12 protein-coding genes and 1 pseudogene are annotated in these 14,684 nt (G+C 42.4%); 3 read left to right on the plus strand and 10 right to left on the minus strand.

The genetic code is table 11. The annotated features are described in order from the left end of the window. Positions 1–12: 12 nt before the first annotated feature. The 9 genes and pseudogenes from N8A86_RS11625 to N8A86_RS11665 form a co-directional block, all read right to left on the minus strand. Positions 13–1,482 carry a vanadium-dependent haloperoxidase gene (locus N8A86_RS11625; RefSeq protein WP_273565540.1) on the minus strand — a complete coding sequence of 490 codons (1,470 nt, stop codon included), beginning with the start codon at positions 1,480–1,482 and terminating at the stop codon, positions 13–15. A gap of 64 nt (positions 1,483–1,546) precedes the next feature. Continuing rightward, a complete protein-coding gene (locus N8A86_RS11630) occupies positions 1,547–2,251 on the minus strand; it encodes a sulfite exporter TauE/SafE family protein (protein WP_273565541.1) in 705 nt (234 codons plus the stop codon). A gap of 124 nt (positions 2,252–2,375) precedes the next feature. Continuing rightward, entirely contained in the window at positions 2,376–2,819 is a 444-nt protein-coding gene (locus N8A86_RS11635) for a FixH family protein (protein WP_273565542.1), read from the minus strand. A gap of 218 nt (positions 2,820–3,037) precedes the next feature. Further along, positions 3,038–4,456 (minus strand): cytochrome c oxidase accessory protein CcoG, encoded by a 1,419-nt coding sequence (gene ccoG, locus N8A86_RS11640; protein WP_273565543.1) that lies wholly within the window; start codon positions 4,454–4,456, stop codon positions 3,038–3,040. 90 nt (positions 4,457–4,546) lie between these two features. Next, a complete protein-coding gene (locus N8A86_RS11645; RefSeq protein ID WP_273565544.1) occupies positions 4,547–5,509 on the minus strand; it encodes a cbb3-type cytochrome c oxidase N-terminal domain-containing protein in 963 nt (320 codons plus the stop codon). After that, positions 5,506–5,697: a CcoQ/FixQ family Cbb3-type cytochrome c oxidase assembly chaperone gene (locus N8A86_RS11650; protein ID WP_273565545.1), complete on the minus strand. Its 192-nt coding sequence runs from the start codon at positions 5,695–5,697 to the stop codon at positions 5,506–5,508. Before N8A86_RS11650 ends, N8A86_RS11645 begins: the two co-directional genes overlap by 4 nt. Positions 5,698–5,790: 93 nt before the next feature. After that, positions 5,791–7,995, minus strand: a complete 2,205-nt coding sequence (ccoN, locus tag N8A86_RS11655) for a cytochrome-c oxidase, cbb3-type subunit I (protein WP_273565546.1) — start codon at positions 7,993–7,995, stop codon at positions 5,791–5,793. Positions 7,996–8,132: 137 nt separating this feature from the next. Then, positions 8,133–8,294: pseudogene (gene ccoS, locus N8A86_RS11660) on the minus strand (cbb3-type cytochrome oxidase assembly protein CcoS); the annotation flags it as partial. A gap of 91 nt (positions 8,295–8,385) precedes the next feature. Continuing rightward, positions 8,386–10,782 (minus strand): heavy metal translocating P-type ATPase, encoded by a 2,397-nt coding sequence (locus tag N8A86_RS11665; RefSeq protein ID WP_273565547.1) that lies wholly within the window; start codon positions 10,780–10,782, stop codon positions 8,386–8,388. A gap of 119 nt (positions 10,783–10,901) precedes the next feature. Between N8A86_RS11665 and N8A86_RS11670 the strand changes: the two genes are divergently transcribed. Continuing rightward, positions 10,902–11,603 (plus strand): Crp/Fnr family transcriptional regulator, encoded by a 702-nt coding sequence (locus N8A86_RS11670; protein WP_273565548.1) that lies wholly within the window; start codon positions 10,902–10,904, stop codon positions 11,601–11,603. A 470-nt stretch (positions 11,604–12,073) separates the two neighbouring features. Continuing rightward, on the plus strand, positions 12,074–12,967 hold the full coding sequence (locus N8A86_RS11675; RefSeq protein ID WP_273565549.1) for a universal stress protein: 894 nt from the start codon (positions 12,074–12,076) through the stop codon (positions 12,965–12,967). Here the strand turns inward: N8A86_RS11675 and N8A86_RS11680 are convergent. Next, on the minus strand, positions 12,964–13,191 hold the full coding sequence (locus N8A86_RS11680) for a hypothetical protein (RefSeq protein ID WP_273565550.1): 228 nt from the start codon (positions 13,189–13,191) through the stop codon (positions 12,964–12,966). The two genes, N8A86_RS11675 and N8A86_RS11680, sit on opposite strands and share 4 nt — an antisense overlap. Positions 13,192–13,526: 335 nt before the next feature. Here N8A86_RS11680 and N8A86_RS11685 point away from each other — a divergent pair, with 335 nt between their 5' ends. Beyond that, entirely contained in the window at positions 13,527–14,684 is a 1,158-nt protein-coding gene (locus N8A86_RS11685; protein ID WP_273565551.1) for a homogentisate 1,2-dioxygenase, read from the plus strand.

Below are 14,684 nucleotides of genomic sequence, written 5' to 3' on the forward strand. Positions count from 1 at the left end.
TAGTGTTGTTGGTTAATTTACTTTTTGTCCGAGATGTTTTTGATAGAACCTCCAGGTTTCACTCGCGACATCGCGCCCTAATTGTAGTCCCGCAACGTTGTCGGCCTGAATATGGTAGCCGCCCATTACACGGGAAATTCCGGCCATATTCGCAGTTTCTGTAAAAGTGGGAAATTTCAAGATTACAGGTTTGCCGTAATACATTGAGTCGATTTCGGTAAGCACCCCTGGAACCAGCTCGACTTCTTCGCCAAACTCATCACTCCCCGTAAATAAACGCAGTGCTTCTGCACAGGCCCCGCTAATGGTACTGTGACCCGAAACATAACTTGGGAAAGGCGGACATAAAAATTCTTCAGGTGAGTAGGGTCGCCACTGCTGACCTTTCATTTCAATCGTACCGGCACTTGGCCCGCCCCAGGCTTTAATGACCTGATCCTGGTAATAGTCATGTACCAGTGCATAAGGCCGGGCATAGTCGTAGAACATTTTAGAATCCCATGAAGCGATAAAGGCATCCATGGCCGTTACCTCGGTTAAAAAGTACATTTTAACATCCTCGTCCAAGGTATGGTTATCGCGTCGGGAAACGTCTTGGGCAAATTTGAGCCAGTGGCCAGCTTGTTGAACCGATTGTGGTCCGTCACGCATAAATTCTACTAAGGCCTTGTCTTCATCGGTGAGGTTGGCCTGAAGGTCGATGACCTCTTTTACCTCTTTCTCCAATTGTTCGGAACCTACCATAGGCGGGGGTCCGGGACGGAACTGGTTGGCAGATTTCAATGCTATGGGATTTACTTTTTGCCAATAAGGAGTCAGGCAACCGGGCGCATACTGTCCACCTTTTCCATCGGAAAAATATTTGGGCTGCCAGCGGTTAATATCAGTATTCTCTTCAACGGAATTCACGGGGTTATAGTTCGTGTAATCAAAATAAGGTTCGCCGTTCGAACCTTCCGCTTCACCATATTGGTTGCTGCCATCATTCTTTCGGGCAGCGATCACGGCTTTGGCCGCAAGGTTTCCGACACCTTCCGGCGTGCTCGGATCCAAGGATGTATTGTCTGGGTCGTATCCCAAATCGACCATAAATTTTCGGAACATCTCCGTATCGGAATAATAGTACTCCTTCATCGCTCCGAAGGCGGCGTAGCTGATGGCAATTTCCTTATTTTTCAAAGTGTGCTCAGATGACGGTCTTCTTTCCATTCCGGTCAAATAAACCGGAATCGCATTTTCATCATAGCGCGACCAGGCATCGAAGATAGAAACAAAAATCAGGCCTAAATACCGTGAAGTTATGGTGGGTCTAGGCTTGAATCTTTCGGTATCGTTGGCTGTTGCATCCAATGCCATTTTACCCCATTGGTAGGCCAAGTTTTCAGTTCCACGAGGTTCTTTTTCACTTGTTTTGTCTTGGCCTAGAATATTCGCACAAAAAAATAGGAAAAAGGCAAAGGCCAAAATCAACGGACGTCTCATTTTCAATTATATTTCAGTTTTTAAAAAGAGATTAAATCTAATGAATAGTATATTATTTATCAAATCAATTATGACATTCCATTTCGGCTGAAACTACTTCGGCTACAGGTGCAGGTGAGATATATGGAATACCTAGTCCCATTCCACGGAGAATAAACAGTGCCCCTATTATTACTACAAAAACAGGAATTGCCTTTTGCACTTTACGCCGGAGGCCATCTTTAAGTATTCCACTAAAATAAATAGCCGAGGTCATTAGAGGAATCGTTCCCAGTCCGAAAAGAATCATATATAAAGAACCTTGCCAAGCATTGCCCATGGCAATGGCACCGAAGAGTGCCATGTAGACCAATCCACAGGGTAGAAATCCATTTAAAAAACCGATGGTCAAGAACGTATCGGGGGATTTCTTTTTCAGTTCTTGGCCCAATCTGTTTTTAACTTTTGAGATGATTTTATAGATAGGTTTTGACAAGTTGTATTTACCGAACGTCTTATATGGAATCAAGACAATTAGAATCATTAATATCCCAATGGCAATAGAAAGGTTTTGTTGTATGCCGAAAACATATAATCCTTTGCCTAAGAGTCCGAATATCAATCCAATGATTCCATAGGCCATAAGTCTACCAAAGTGATAGATGAATATTTGACCGAATTTTTTGGTGTTGTTCGTTCTATCTACAGGAAGCATAAAGGCAATGGGGCCGCACATACCGATGCAGTGAAGGCTTCCCATTAATCCTAATATGATGGCTGATGTTAACATTTTAATTTGTCATTGCGAGGCACGAAGCAATCTGTTGGATAATTGCACTAAGTTTCAACAGTTTGCCGCGTCACACTCGACATTTAATTTGGTCTAAACTTTTTAGATGCTCCTCGCAAAGACATCAATAGGTAATACTCTCTTTATGCAAATAATCCTCCCCTTTATATTCCCATGAAACTTTAATGTCCCAGCGACCATCCAACAAACGTTTGTCAGGTATGAGCAAATGTGCATTGGATATGCTTACGGGTAAGTCAAAATCCAAGTGTTTATTGGATGGCCTGTATAGGGACACCGTTCCTTTTATTTTTTGGAAATCAGTTTGTTCCGGAAATTTCAAAAGCAAACCTTCCGGTGTTTTTTTCATTGTGATTTTCGCATTTTCGTTTGCGTTCGTCTCGGCATCAATTTCTTTTTGGTACCCAAGTTCGGCTTTGTAATATTCTTCGGTAACGAGATCATGGTTGGCACGGCCATCCGTGCTCATACGCACGACAAAGAATAATATAAAGCTGATAAAGGCTATAAATGCGATTACGATTGCAGTTCCCCAGTTTATTTTCATAGCTATTATTTTTATTTTTTATTCCCTTTAAGAAGTGAATCTTTTCAATTTTTTTGTCATTGCGAGGCACGAAGCAATCTGTTTAATATTGGTACTTGCTTCAACAGATTGCTTTGTCGCCTTTGCCATTTTTCCTCTATTTTAATTTTATTCTATGTTCCTCGCAAAGACGTCTTGCTTCAAACCTCGTATCTCGTATATCCAACCTCGAACTTTTTTTACTTATAACTCCTAGGAGCCAGAAATGCCGTCGTCGTTGTTTCGATAAGATCATCACCGCTATACACCCCAATCTTCACTTTTTCCTTATCGCTTTTGACGGCGGCATTGTTGATTTCTATGAATAAAGTACCTTCTGCCAAATCTTGTGCTGGTACTTTAAAATCTTCATGGCGCACGAGTTCTACCGTTCCCTTGTGGGATAGGAGTTTGAAATTCACATCTTCAACATCTTTTGTAGTCTTATTGACCAATTTGTAGGTGTACACGTTGCTGATTATGTTACCTTCTTTATGCTCGTACAATTGACCAGGAAGTCTTAATATATTGGCTTCAAGATCGTTTCTCAAAAAGAGCATTCCTATAAGTACGCCCGTTAAGATCGTCAATACCGCAGTGTAGCCTTTTAACCGTGGGGTGAACTTGAATTTTTCTCCTTTGGTAATTTCATCCTCACTGGCATAGCGGATGAGGCCTTTAGGAAGGTTGACTTTTTCCATAATGGTATCGCACTCGTCGATACAAGCGGTACAGTTGACACATTCCAATTGCGTTCCATTACGGATGTCGATTCCCGTTGGGCAAACATTGACGCACTGAAAGCAATCGATGCAATCACCATGCCCCATGGCCTCGCGATCTTCATTTTTCCGCCATTTTTTCCGCCCATTCTCCGCTTCGCCTCGTTTGTGGTCATAGGCAACGACGATGGATTTATTATCCAACAAAACCCCTTGCATCCTTCCATATGGGCAGGCAATGATACAGACCTGCTCTCGAAACCAAACGAATACCCAATAGAATACGGCGGTAAAGACCAAAAGGGAAACCAATGTACTGACATGCTGTAAAGGCCCGTCGATTATGTATTCTAGCAATCTATCGCTCCCAATTAAATAGGCCAAAAAGACATTCGCGATCAAAAATGATATAATAAAGAATATGGTCCATTTAGTAACCCGTTTCCTGATTTTTTCAGCATTCCATTCTTGTCGATCTAATTTAATTTGGGCACCTCGATCTCCATCGATCCAATATTCGATCCTTCGGAAGACCATTTCCAAGAATATGGTCTGTGGACACATCCATCCGCAGAAAATACGACCGAAAGCTACAGTGAACAGGGCAATGAATATGACCCCGATGATCATCGAAATCACGAACAAATGAAAATCCTGCGGCCAGAACGGGAAGCTAAAAATATTAAAGCGACGCTCAAGCACATTGAACATCAAAAACTGGTTGCCGTTTATCTTTACAAAAGGGGCGGCGATTAAAAATGCCAGTAAAAAATAACTTACATATTTGCGGTATTGGTACCATTTACCACTTGGCTTTTTAGGAAAAATCCATGCCCGTTTTCCCTCCTCGTTGATCGTGCCAATACTATCCCTAAAATTTTCTTGGTCTTGTGCCATTTTAATTTTGAAATTTTTTTGTCGGGATGGTTGGTCGCCTGGGTTTTACCTTCCCTCCTTAAAAAAGGAGGGAAGGAACTATTGATTGATTTATTTCAACGCGACAGTGGTCGAATCTGTTACTATTGAAGTTGAATCTTTCTCTTGCTCTGGGGTAGCTTCTTCTGTCTTTGGGGCATTCTCATCAACCCAAATTTCACCTTCGGCAGCTTTTGGGTTGGCGGGAGTCGTACCTTGAAATTCAAGTAGGTAACTTGCGACTTGGGCCATCTCCAACGGTTTTAATGATTGTTTCCATGCCACCATGCCTTTTCCGTCACGGCCTCCCTCCGAAATGGTATTGAAAACTTCTTTGATGCCACCACCCAAGATCCAATATTCATCGGTCAGGTTAGGGCCGATTCCGCCACCGCCGTCGGCCATGTGACAGGCTACGCAGCTGGTTTCGAAAATAGCCTTACCTGCACTGATGTCCGATGCATCGGTCAAAAGTTCGACTGTATTCACGTCGACCAAACCTTTGGCGTTTTTCTTGTATTCGGCAATCTCGGCCTCTGCGATACTAACTTCGGTCAAATATTCCGTGTCTTGGTCATAGTCTCCAAATACATGAAAACGAACAAGATAGACTACTCCGAAAACAATAGTGGCATAGAACATCCATACCCACCATGGTGGTAGTTTATTGTCCAGCTCCCGAATGCCATCGTAATTATGGTCCAAGATGATTTCACCTTCGGCCTCAATTGGTTTGTTGCCGGTCATTTTCTTCCACATCTTTTGGCCCCATTCCCACTTAAAGCCTTCGGCTTTCGAAGCTAGATAGCGCTCCTTTGCTTCAGGTGACAGCGTTTGCAGCATAACATTTTCGACAGATTGCAATATCAGTTCGATACCGATCAATATCAACAATACCATCAGCATAAAGAACTGGGTTATGGGATATTCGATAATAGCAGGCTTTTCGCCGGAGTCAATAAAGTATTCCATCAATCCGAAAATCAGGAAGAATAGTACAGGGATTCGGATCCACCAGGGTGCCATGTTTTTCATAATTCAATGTTTTGTTGGTTGTCTTTTTCTAAGGGTAATTCGCTCACTTCTTTGATATGTGCTTTCGAGGCGGTAAAGACCCACCAAAAAAGCACCACAAAAAAAGCAAAGAAGATGATCAATGATATCATGGGATAGGTGGCGACGCCATCTATACTTTCCATATAACCTTTTACAAATTTTAGCATGATATTTTCAGATTGCAGAGTTAAGAATCAAGAGACAAGACGAAATGCAATACTTTTTAGTCTTGACTCTTGGCTCTAGACTCTTGGTTCTTTTTATTCTTTATTTTCAGATAACAGTTCGTTCGTTTCCTTTACTTTGATATCAGTACCCAAACGTTGTAGGTAGGCGATCATGGCGACTATTTCGCGATCTTTCATTTCTATGAATTCCTCACCGTTTTCAGCGGCATTCTTTTTGTCAGCCTCATAGCCTTTGGCAAAATCAGGGTCCGTATAGAGGTTTTTCTCTATTTGCGAAGCTTGTTCTGCCATATGTGTCTGGGCATTGGTGACATCTTCTTCGGAATAGGGTACCCCAAGGGAAATCATAGCCTCCATTTTATCTTCGACCTCGCTTCGATCATGCTTGTTACGTACCAGCCATTGGTAGGCCGGCATGATGGATCCTGAAGATGTACTCTGAGGATCGTACATATGGTTCAGATGCCAATTGTCTGAATACTTTCCGCCTACACGGAGCAAATCTGGTCCGGTGCGTTTACTTCCCCAAAGAAAAGGGTGGTCGTACACGAACTCCCCTGCTTTGGCGTACTCGCCATAGCGCTCCACCTCACTGCGGAACGGACGCACCATTTGCGAGTGGCAGCCTACACAGCCCTCACGTATATAAAGGTCACGACCTTCCAGTTCTAAAGGAGTATAGGGTTTTACACTTGTTATGGTCGGGATGTTCGATTTGACCAAAATCGTAGGAACAATCTGAACGATGCCTCCGATCAAAATTGCGACAGTAGCGAAGATGGTCAATTGTATTGGTTTGCGTTCCAACCAAGTGTGATAGGTCTCGCCTGCCGTTCTCTTTTTCGATACCCGTGTCAAGGCTGCTGCTTCGGCCAATTCGTCCTCTACTTTGCTACCGGACCTAATGGTAACGATAACGTTATAGACCATAACGCAGGCACCTATAATGTATAGGGTACCTCCTATGGCACGCATCCAATACATAGGCATGATCTCGTTTACCGTCTCCAAGAAGTTACCGTAGACCAAGGTGCCATCCGGATTGAAGTCTTTCCACATTAGAGCTTGTGTAAATCCGGCGACGTACATAGGCAAAGCATAAAGGATGATTCCCAATGTGCCGATCCAGAAATGGAAGTTCGCCAGCCCGACGCTTGCCAAACGGGTCTTGAACATTTTCGGTACCAACCAATAGATCATCCCGAAGGTCAAGAAACCGTTCCAAGCCAAGGCACCAACGTGTACGTGGGCAATGATCCAGTCGCTAAAGTGGGCAATAGCGTTTACGTTTTTAAGCGAAAGCATCGGGCCTTCAAAAGTGGCCATACCGTAACCGGTAATGGCAACGACCATAAATTTTAGGGTCGGATCGGTTCTAACTTTGTCCCAAGCGCCACGAAGAGTAAGAAGTCCGTTTATCATACCGCCCCATGACGGAGCGATTAGCATAACAGAGAACGCAACCCCTAGATTTTGGGCCCAATCGGGCAGAGCGGAATACAATAAGTGGTGTGGCCCGGCCCAGATATAAATAAAGATCAATGACCAAAAATGAACTATCGATAGTCGATAAGAATAAATAGGGCGGTTCGCCGCCTTGGGCACAAAATAATACATTAACCCAAGAAAAGGAGTAGTCAAGAAAAACGCCACCGCATTGTGGCCGTACCACCACTGAACTAGGGCATCCTGTACACCAGCGTAAACAGAATAACTTTTCAAAGCACTTACCGGAAGCTCTAAACTATTGAAAATATGAAGTACGGCCACGGTAACGAAGGTGGCCACGTAGAACCAAATGGCCACGTATAAATGGCGCTGTCTACGTTTTATCATCGTACCGATGAGGTTGACCCCGAAAGCGACCCAAACCAGGGCGATGGCAATGTCGATGGGCCATTCAAGCTCGGCATATTCTTTTGAAGTGGAATACCCTAGTGGAAGTGTTATCGCAGCAGCTAGAATAATCAATTGCCAGCCCCAAAAGTTGAATTGGCTCAGAAAATTGCTGAACATTCGCGCTTTGAGCAGGCGTTGTGTGGAGTAGTAAACTCCCGCAAAAATTGCGTTACCCACAAAGGCAAAGATTACGGCATTGGTATGCAACGGTCGTAGACGACCAAAACTCAACCACGATATGCCATCTGTCAAGTTCGGAAACATGAACATAAAGGCCAACAACAGGCCAACGGACATTCCCACAATTCCCCAGAGCATCGTTGCGTAGAGGAAATTTTTTACGATCTTATTGTCGTAATAAAACTGCTGTACTTCCATAATTATTGATTTAAACTTTTATTTAGTTGGATTTGTTTTTTCTTTGTCATTGCGAGCGTAGCGTGGCAATCTGTTTGTTTTTGTCTTGATGACATAATTTGCCCTTTACCTTTTGAACGTGACTTTTTTCTTTTTCCTTCGGTAGGCTTAGTTTTTACCAATTCATCCTCGAACAGCATACGTACAGACGGGGTATACGAATCATCATACTGACCACTTCGAACCGAAACGATAAATGCAGTGAAAAAGATGACCGCAACAACAATGCTGATGGTCAGTAACACATATATAACACTCATACCTACCTGAATTCTGGCGTAAAACTACATTGTCGCTTATCGAATAAACATGACATATATCAGGTTTACACTTTTTCTTAAAATTTATTTTTCATTTGAGTTTCCTGCCCAAAAAATTCGTCATCACGGTTCCAAAAGCCACCACACTTATCGAGCTCAACGGCATCAGAATCGCTGCGATTACGGGTTGTAATTGTCCCGTTACGGCGAAATAGAGTCCGACGACATTATATAATAAGGATAGGACAAAACTCAATTTGATAATTCTCATCGCTCGTTTGGAAGCCAAAATATATTGGTATAGATGCTTGAATTTCGAGGCATCCAAAATACCGTCACAGGCGGGGGAAAAGACGTTCACGTTTTCGGAAATGGTGATGCCAGCATTTGCTTGTGCGAGCGCACCGGCATCGTTCAGGCCATCACCGACCATGAGCACTTTTTTGCCTTGGTCTTGGAGGGACTTTATGAATTCTAGTTTGTTTTCGGGTTTTTGGTTGAAATAAAGTGGCGTCAGTTTCGGCAGCAGTTTTTCCAAACGTTCCTTTTCACCAGCGTTGTCGCCGGAAAGTATGGCGAGCTGCAAGGTTTCCGACATGGCTTGAAAGACTTCGGAAACGCCTTCTCTGTATTCGTTATGGAAAACAAAGCAACCTTTGTAATTGTCGTTAGCGCTAATATGTACGGAGGTGTTTTCGGCACTTTGCAAACCTTTGTTCCCCACAAAATCGGCAGAACCTATTTTGATGTGGCTATCTTCGATTGTACCTTCGATACCTTTCCCTAAATGTTCTTCATATTCATCTAATGTGATGATGTTTTGCTCGGCGAGCATATCGTACAGACTTCGGCTCAATGGATGGTTCGAGGCGCGGAGCGTGTTTTTTAAGAGGGATTCTTCCTCCAAGGTCAATTGCAACCCTTCGTAAACAGCGGTGCTTTTTTTGGAAGTGGTAATCGTACCTGTTTTGTCGAAAATGGCCGTGTCGATTTGTGCGAGTTGTTCTATGGTCTGGGTGTCCTTTAAATAGAATTTCTTGCGACCGAAAATGCGGAGCATATTCCCTAAGGTGAAGGGCGATGCCAAGGCAATGGCGCAGGGACAGGCGATGATAAGCACCGCCGTAAAAACGTTCAACGCCTTACTCGAATCGTAGTATAGCCAAAATGCGGTCGCCACGAAAGCGATGGTCAATACGGCGATGGTAAAACGTTTACCGATGCTATCGGTCAGAGTCTGGAATTTGCTGGATTTATCTGTCTGAAAAACGGAGTTGCTCCACAGTTGCGTCAAATAACTTTGGGAGACGGATTTCAAAGCCTCCATTTCGATAGCGCCATTGAGTTGTTTGCCGCCTGCAAAAACTTTATCTCCGGATTCCTTATAAACAGGCTCTGATTCACCGGTTACAAAGCCGTAGTCGATACGGGCGTTTCCGTTGATGAGAATCCCGTCTACGGGAATTAATTCTTCGTTGCGTATCAATAATCTGTCGCCTCTTTTGATGTCGTAAACTTGGGTGGTTTCTTCTTTTCCGGAGGATAAAATCCGTGTAACGGCAATGGGGAAGTACGATTTGTAATCCCGCTCAAAAGAAAGGAAAGAATAGGTTTTCTGTTGGAAGAATTTCCCCAGTAACAAAAAGAAAACCAATCCCGTTAGGGAATCAAAAAATCCCGCTCCCCAATCGAAAATGATTTCTAAGGTACTGCGGATGAAAAGCACCGAAATTCCTAAAGCAATCGGCACATCGATATTTAGGATTTTACTCCGTAATCCTTTAAAAGCGGAAATAAAATAATCCCGTCCCGCGTAAAAAACCACAGGCAAGGAGAAGGCAAACATCAACCATCTAAAGACATCCTGATATTGGTTCAGCCAAAACTCCCCACCACTTGACTCACTCGATGCCAGATCAAAATAATCGGGAAAGGAGAGGAACATCACATTGCCAAAAGCAAAGCCGGCAACGCCCAATTTGTAAATAAGACTGCGATCGGCACCTTTCTTTTTGTTGTCAAAATCATCCAAAGAAATGTAGGGTTCGTAGCCGATTCTTGCCAAAAGTATGACCAACTCCTTCAAAGAAATATCGGAAGTGCGATAGGTAACACGCACCGTTTTTTTAGGAAAATCGACCTGCGAATTATTGACCGAAGGGTTGATTTTATTCAGGTTTTCCAACACCCAAATACAAGAGCTGCAATGAATATGCGGAATGTAAAGGTTGACGATCTGTAGGTCGTCATCGTTGAACTCCGTCAGTCTTTCAACAATAGCAGCAGTATCGAGAAAATCATACTTTCCCTCAACCGTTTTTGGAGTGGCCCCAGCAGCCGATTGTAATTCATAATAATAGGATAAGTCATTGCTAGAAAAAATCTCATAAACGGTCTTGCATCCATTACAACAGAAGTCTTTTTCATCGAATTCAATAATCGCGTTGCCACAATCATCGCCGCAATGGTAACATTGGTTACTCTCCATTTCACATTTACTTATACCTTTGACAAAATTGAGATATACGCAAGTTTTAAAACATGACTTTTGTCATGTTCGGACTTTTTGATAACTTGTAATTTTGGTGGTCAGGTAAATTCAAGCAGATGAAAGATGGTATAGAAACACGATGTGAAAGTTGTATTGTTCGACAGTTCAATTCATTACGGGCGATGAGCAAGGAGGAACTGAAAAAGGTCTCCGATTCAAAGATTACGAAAACCGTTAAAAAGGGAGAATCCATTTTCGAGGAAGGTGATAAACTCTCAGGTGTTTATTGTGTTCGCGGTGGAGTCTCCAAACTCTCTAAATTGAGCGCCAACGGTAAGGACCAAATTGTAAAACTCGCCACTAAGGGCGAGGTTATTGGTCAACGCTCGGTCATTGCAGAAGAACATGCGAATCTCAGTGCTACTGCCGTTAACGACATGGAGGTTTGTTTTATCCCGAAAGAAAGCATTGTTAATACGCTGAATACGAATCCCAACTTTGCGGTAGAAGTTTTACGTCACATGGCCCACGACCTTAAAGAAGCCGACGACGTTATCGTAAATATGAGCCAAAAAACGGTAAAGCAGCGGGTTGCCGAGGCTTTTCTTTACTTAAAAAATAATTTTGGAGAAGATAAGGATGGTTTTCTAGCCCTTATCCTTTCCCGTGAAGATATTGCCAATGTGGTAGGTACGGCAACGGAATCTTGTATCCGAATTATATCCGAATTCAAAAAGAAAAAGTACATAAAGACCTCAGGGAAGAAAATCGGTATTGCCGATGAGCGTGGGCTTCAAGATTTGGCAGAAGGGTTTTAAGCCCCAATCCCCAGCTCCAAAGTGTGATAAATATTGGATTGAAAAAAATAAAATGCTTTCTATATAGAAAGCATTTTATTATTACTAGAGTAAGAGTCCACCCTTTCTGGCCGAGGAGGCCTGCGATGTTTGAACTCATACTGATTACTATGGAGCATCTTCCTGTAGAGTTCTTCATTAACGTTAACGGGAATCTGTAAATTAGGGAACTTGATTTTGTAGAAATTATTTTCTCCTTTTCCAATAAGTGAAACTTTGACAGATTCTTTCTCCATAATCTAAGATTTTATATGTTAAACCATTAAAGCCTGTTCAGGGTTTTGTGATTAGAATTTTGAACAGGCTCTCGAAAATAACCGTTCAACAATAATTCAAAGGTCGCACCAAAATCTTTCCGAAAAGCTGATATATGTCATAGTTTCAGTTGATATGTCAGTCTACTTTTACACCGTAGTTTCAAGATAAATATTATGAGGAACATATTGATACCGACTGACTTTTCAGAAAATGCGTGGAACGCTACCAAGTACGCCATTGCATTGTTCGAACATGAAGAATGTGTTTTTCATTTGCTTAATACATATACCCCAAGCATAGCCCATAGCCGTTTTATGGCTTCGGCGGTCAATGGGGGTATGGAAGATGCCACCCATGGCAATTCCCAAAAAGGCCTTGAAAACGTAGTGGAACGTATTCAGAAGACCTACGATAACCCCAACCATAGTTTCAATACGATTTCTTCGTTTAGTCTTTTGGTGGATGAGGTCAAAGAATTGGTGGAGGAAAAAAGTATAGACTTGGTAGTAACGGGTACTAAAGGTTCTTCGGGACTTGAGGAAGTATTCATGGGAAGCAATACCGTTCGTATCATCAAATCCGTCAAGGACTGTCCGGTTTTGGCAATCCCACAACATTTTGAGTTCGAAACACCTTCCGAAATTGCCTTTGCTACCGATTTCAATCGGTTCTATACCGTTTCGGAACTACAACCATTGATCGATATGGCGCGTACCTTTAATGCGGCGGTACGTATTGTTCACGCACAATATGAAATAAAAGCGTTGACCGAGTTACAGCAATTCAACCTAAGCATGCTCCGTAAGTATTTGAGCGAAGTAGAGCATTATGTTCACACCGTATCCGAACTGAATTCCGTTTCAAAAACATTGGAAGTCTTTACCGATGAGTTGGACATACATTTACTCGCCATGCTCAATTATCAACATAGTTATATGGAACGTATGACGCGTGAACCTGTGGTAAAACGCATTGCGTTTCATACACAGATTCCGTTATTGGTCATTCCAGAATTGGGTATGAGCACAAATTCCAAGATAAAAAGGGAAGTGTCGTTCTCCAATTAGCGCATTCGGTTTCCTATAGGATGATCTTCATAGAAATCTTCAAACGTTTTATCGGTGGTATAGTCTTCCGTCAGAACCCTATAGACCATGTATAGGATCATTAGTTGCCCTAAAACGGTTACGTAGAATACCCAATTGAACGGAAAGTTCATCGAAGACATAATGGTGACGGTAATCAAGGCTATGGTCGTTGCGGCGACCCAGAACATTGCGGAGGTTTTCATAACTTTTAGTTTTTGATTTAAAGTTATTTAAAATTCGTTGATCAATAAGTTAAGATAGTTGTAAAATGAGTCAACGCTCAGTTCTATCATCCGTGGTTATTCCAAAAACCTTTATTATCTTTGTGGTGTTGTGTTGTGATCCAAAACCTGAATATTAGGTTAGGACCAATGAAAGGCTTTCCATATATGGGAGGCTTTTTTTGTTTAGGTCGGGCCGATAGTTTTATGCTATTGAGCCATGGATGAAAGAGGTTTCCGCTTTGTCTTATTTCCCTTCTGAATGTTTTATCTCCTTACAAATTATTGTAATTTTAGGATGGATAAAAAACAAGAATATGCCGCTCTATCATACCTTAGGAAAAATTCCCCAAAAACGTCATACACAATTTAGAAAAGAAGATGGAAGTCTTCATTACGAGCAATTGTTCGGCACCATTGGTTTTGATGGAATGTCATCTTTGATGTACCACCTGCATAGACCGACACAAGTTAAAGAGGTAGATAAGACTTTGGATGTTTCGCTCCGGGCGGCAGTTGAACATAATATAAAATCCAGATTATTAAAAGGATTTGAAATCAGACCCGAAGACGATTATTTGAATAGCAGAAAAACAGTGCTTTTCAATTCGGATGTACATGTAGGCCTAGCTGCTCCAAAAAAATCAATGACCGACTATTTTTATAAAAATACGGATGCAGATGAACTGCTGTTCGTGCACAAAGGAACGGGTACGTTAAAAACGATGTTGGGCGAAATTTCGTTTGAATATGGAGATTACCTACTGATTCCCCGTGGAATGATCTATCAAATTGAATTCGATACCCAAGACAATCGATTGTTGGTAACTGAATCATATCATCCGATTTACACTCCCAAAAGATATCGCAACTGGTTCGGGCAGCATTTAGAGCATTCCCCTTTTTGTGAACGTGATTTTAAATTGCCGCAAAACCTTCAGACCCATGATGAAAAAGGTGAGTTTTTGATTAAGGTCAAGAAACAAAGTCAATTGCACCATATGATTTATGCCACGCATCCTTTCGATATTGTTGGTTGGGACGGATACAATTTCCCCTACGGATTCTCCATCAATAATTTTGAGCCTATAACGGGGCGTGTGCATCAACCGCCACCGGTACACCAGACGTTTGAAACCAGCGCTTTTGTGGTCTGTTCATTTGTCCCTCGATTATACGACTATCATCCCGAGGCCATACCCGCACCGTACAATCATTCCAACATCGATTCTGATGAAGTGTTGTACTATGTAGATGGGGATTTTATGAGTCGTAAGAATATTGATAAGGGATACATTTCGTTGCACCCTGCGGGAATTCCCCATGGGCCGCATCCTGGAACGTATGAAGCGAGTATCGGAAAGACCAAAACCGAAGAACTGGCCGTGATGATCGATACGTTCAAACCATTAAAATTGACCCAGGTCGCTATTGATATTGATGATGGTAAGTACTATCGGAGTTGGTTGGAGTAA

It is taken from the genome of Maribacter halichondriae (genome assembly GCF_027474825.1).
GTDB lineage: Bacteria > Bacteroidota > Bacteroidia > Flavobacteriales > Flavobacteriaceae > Meishania > Meishania halichondriae.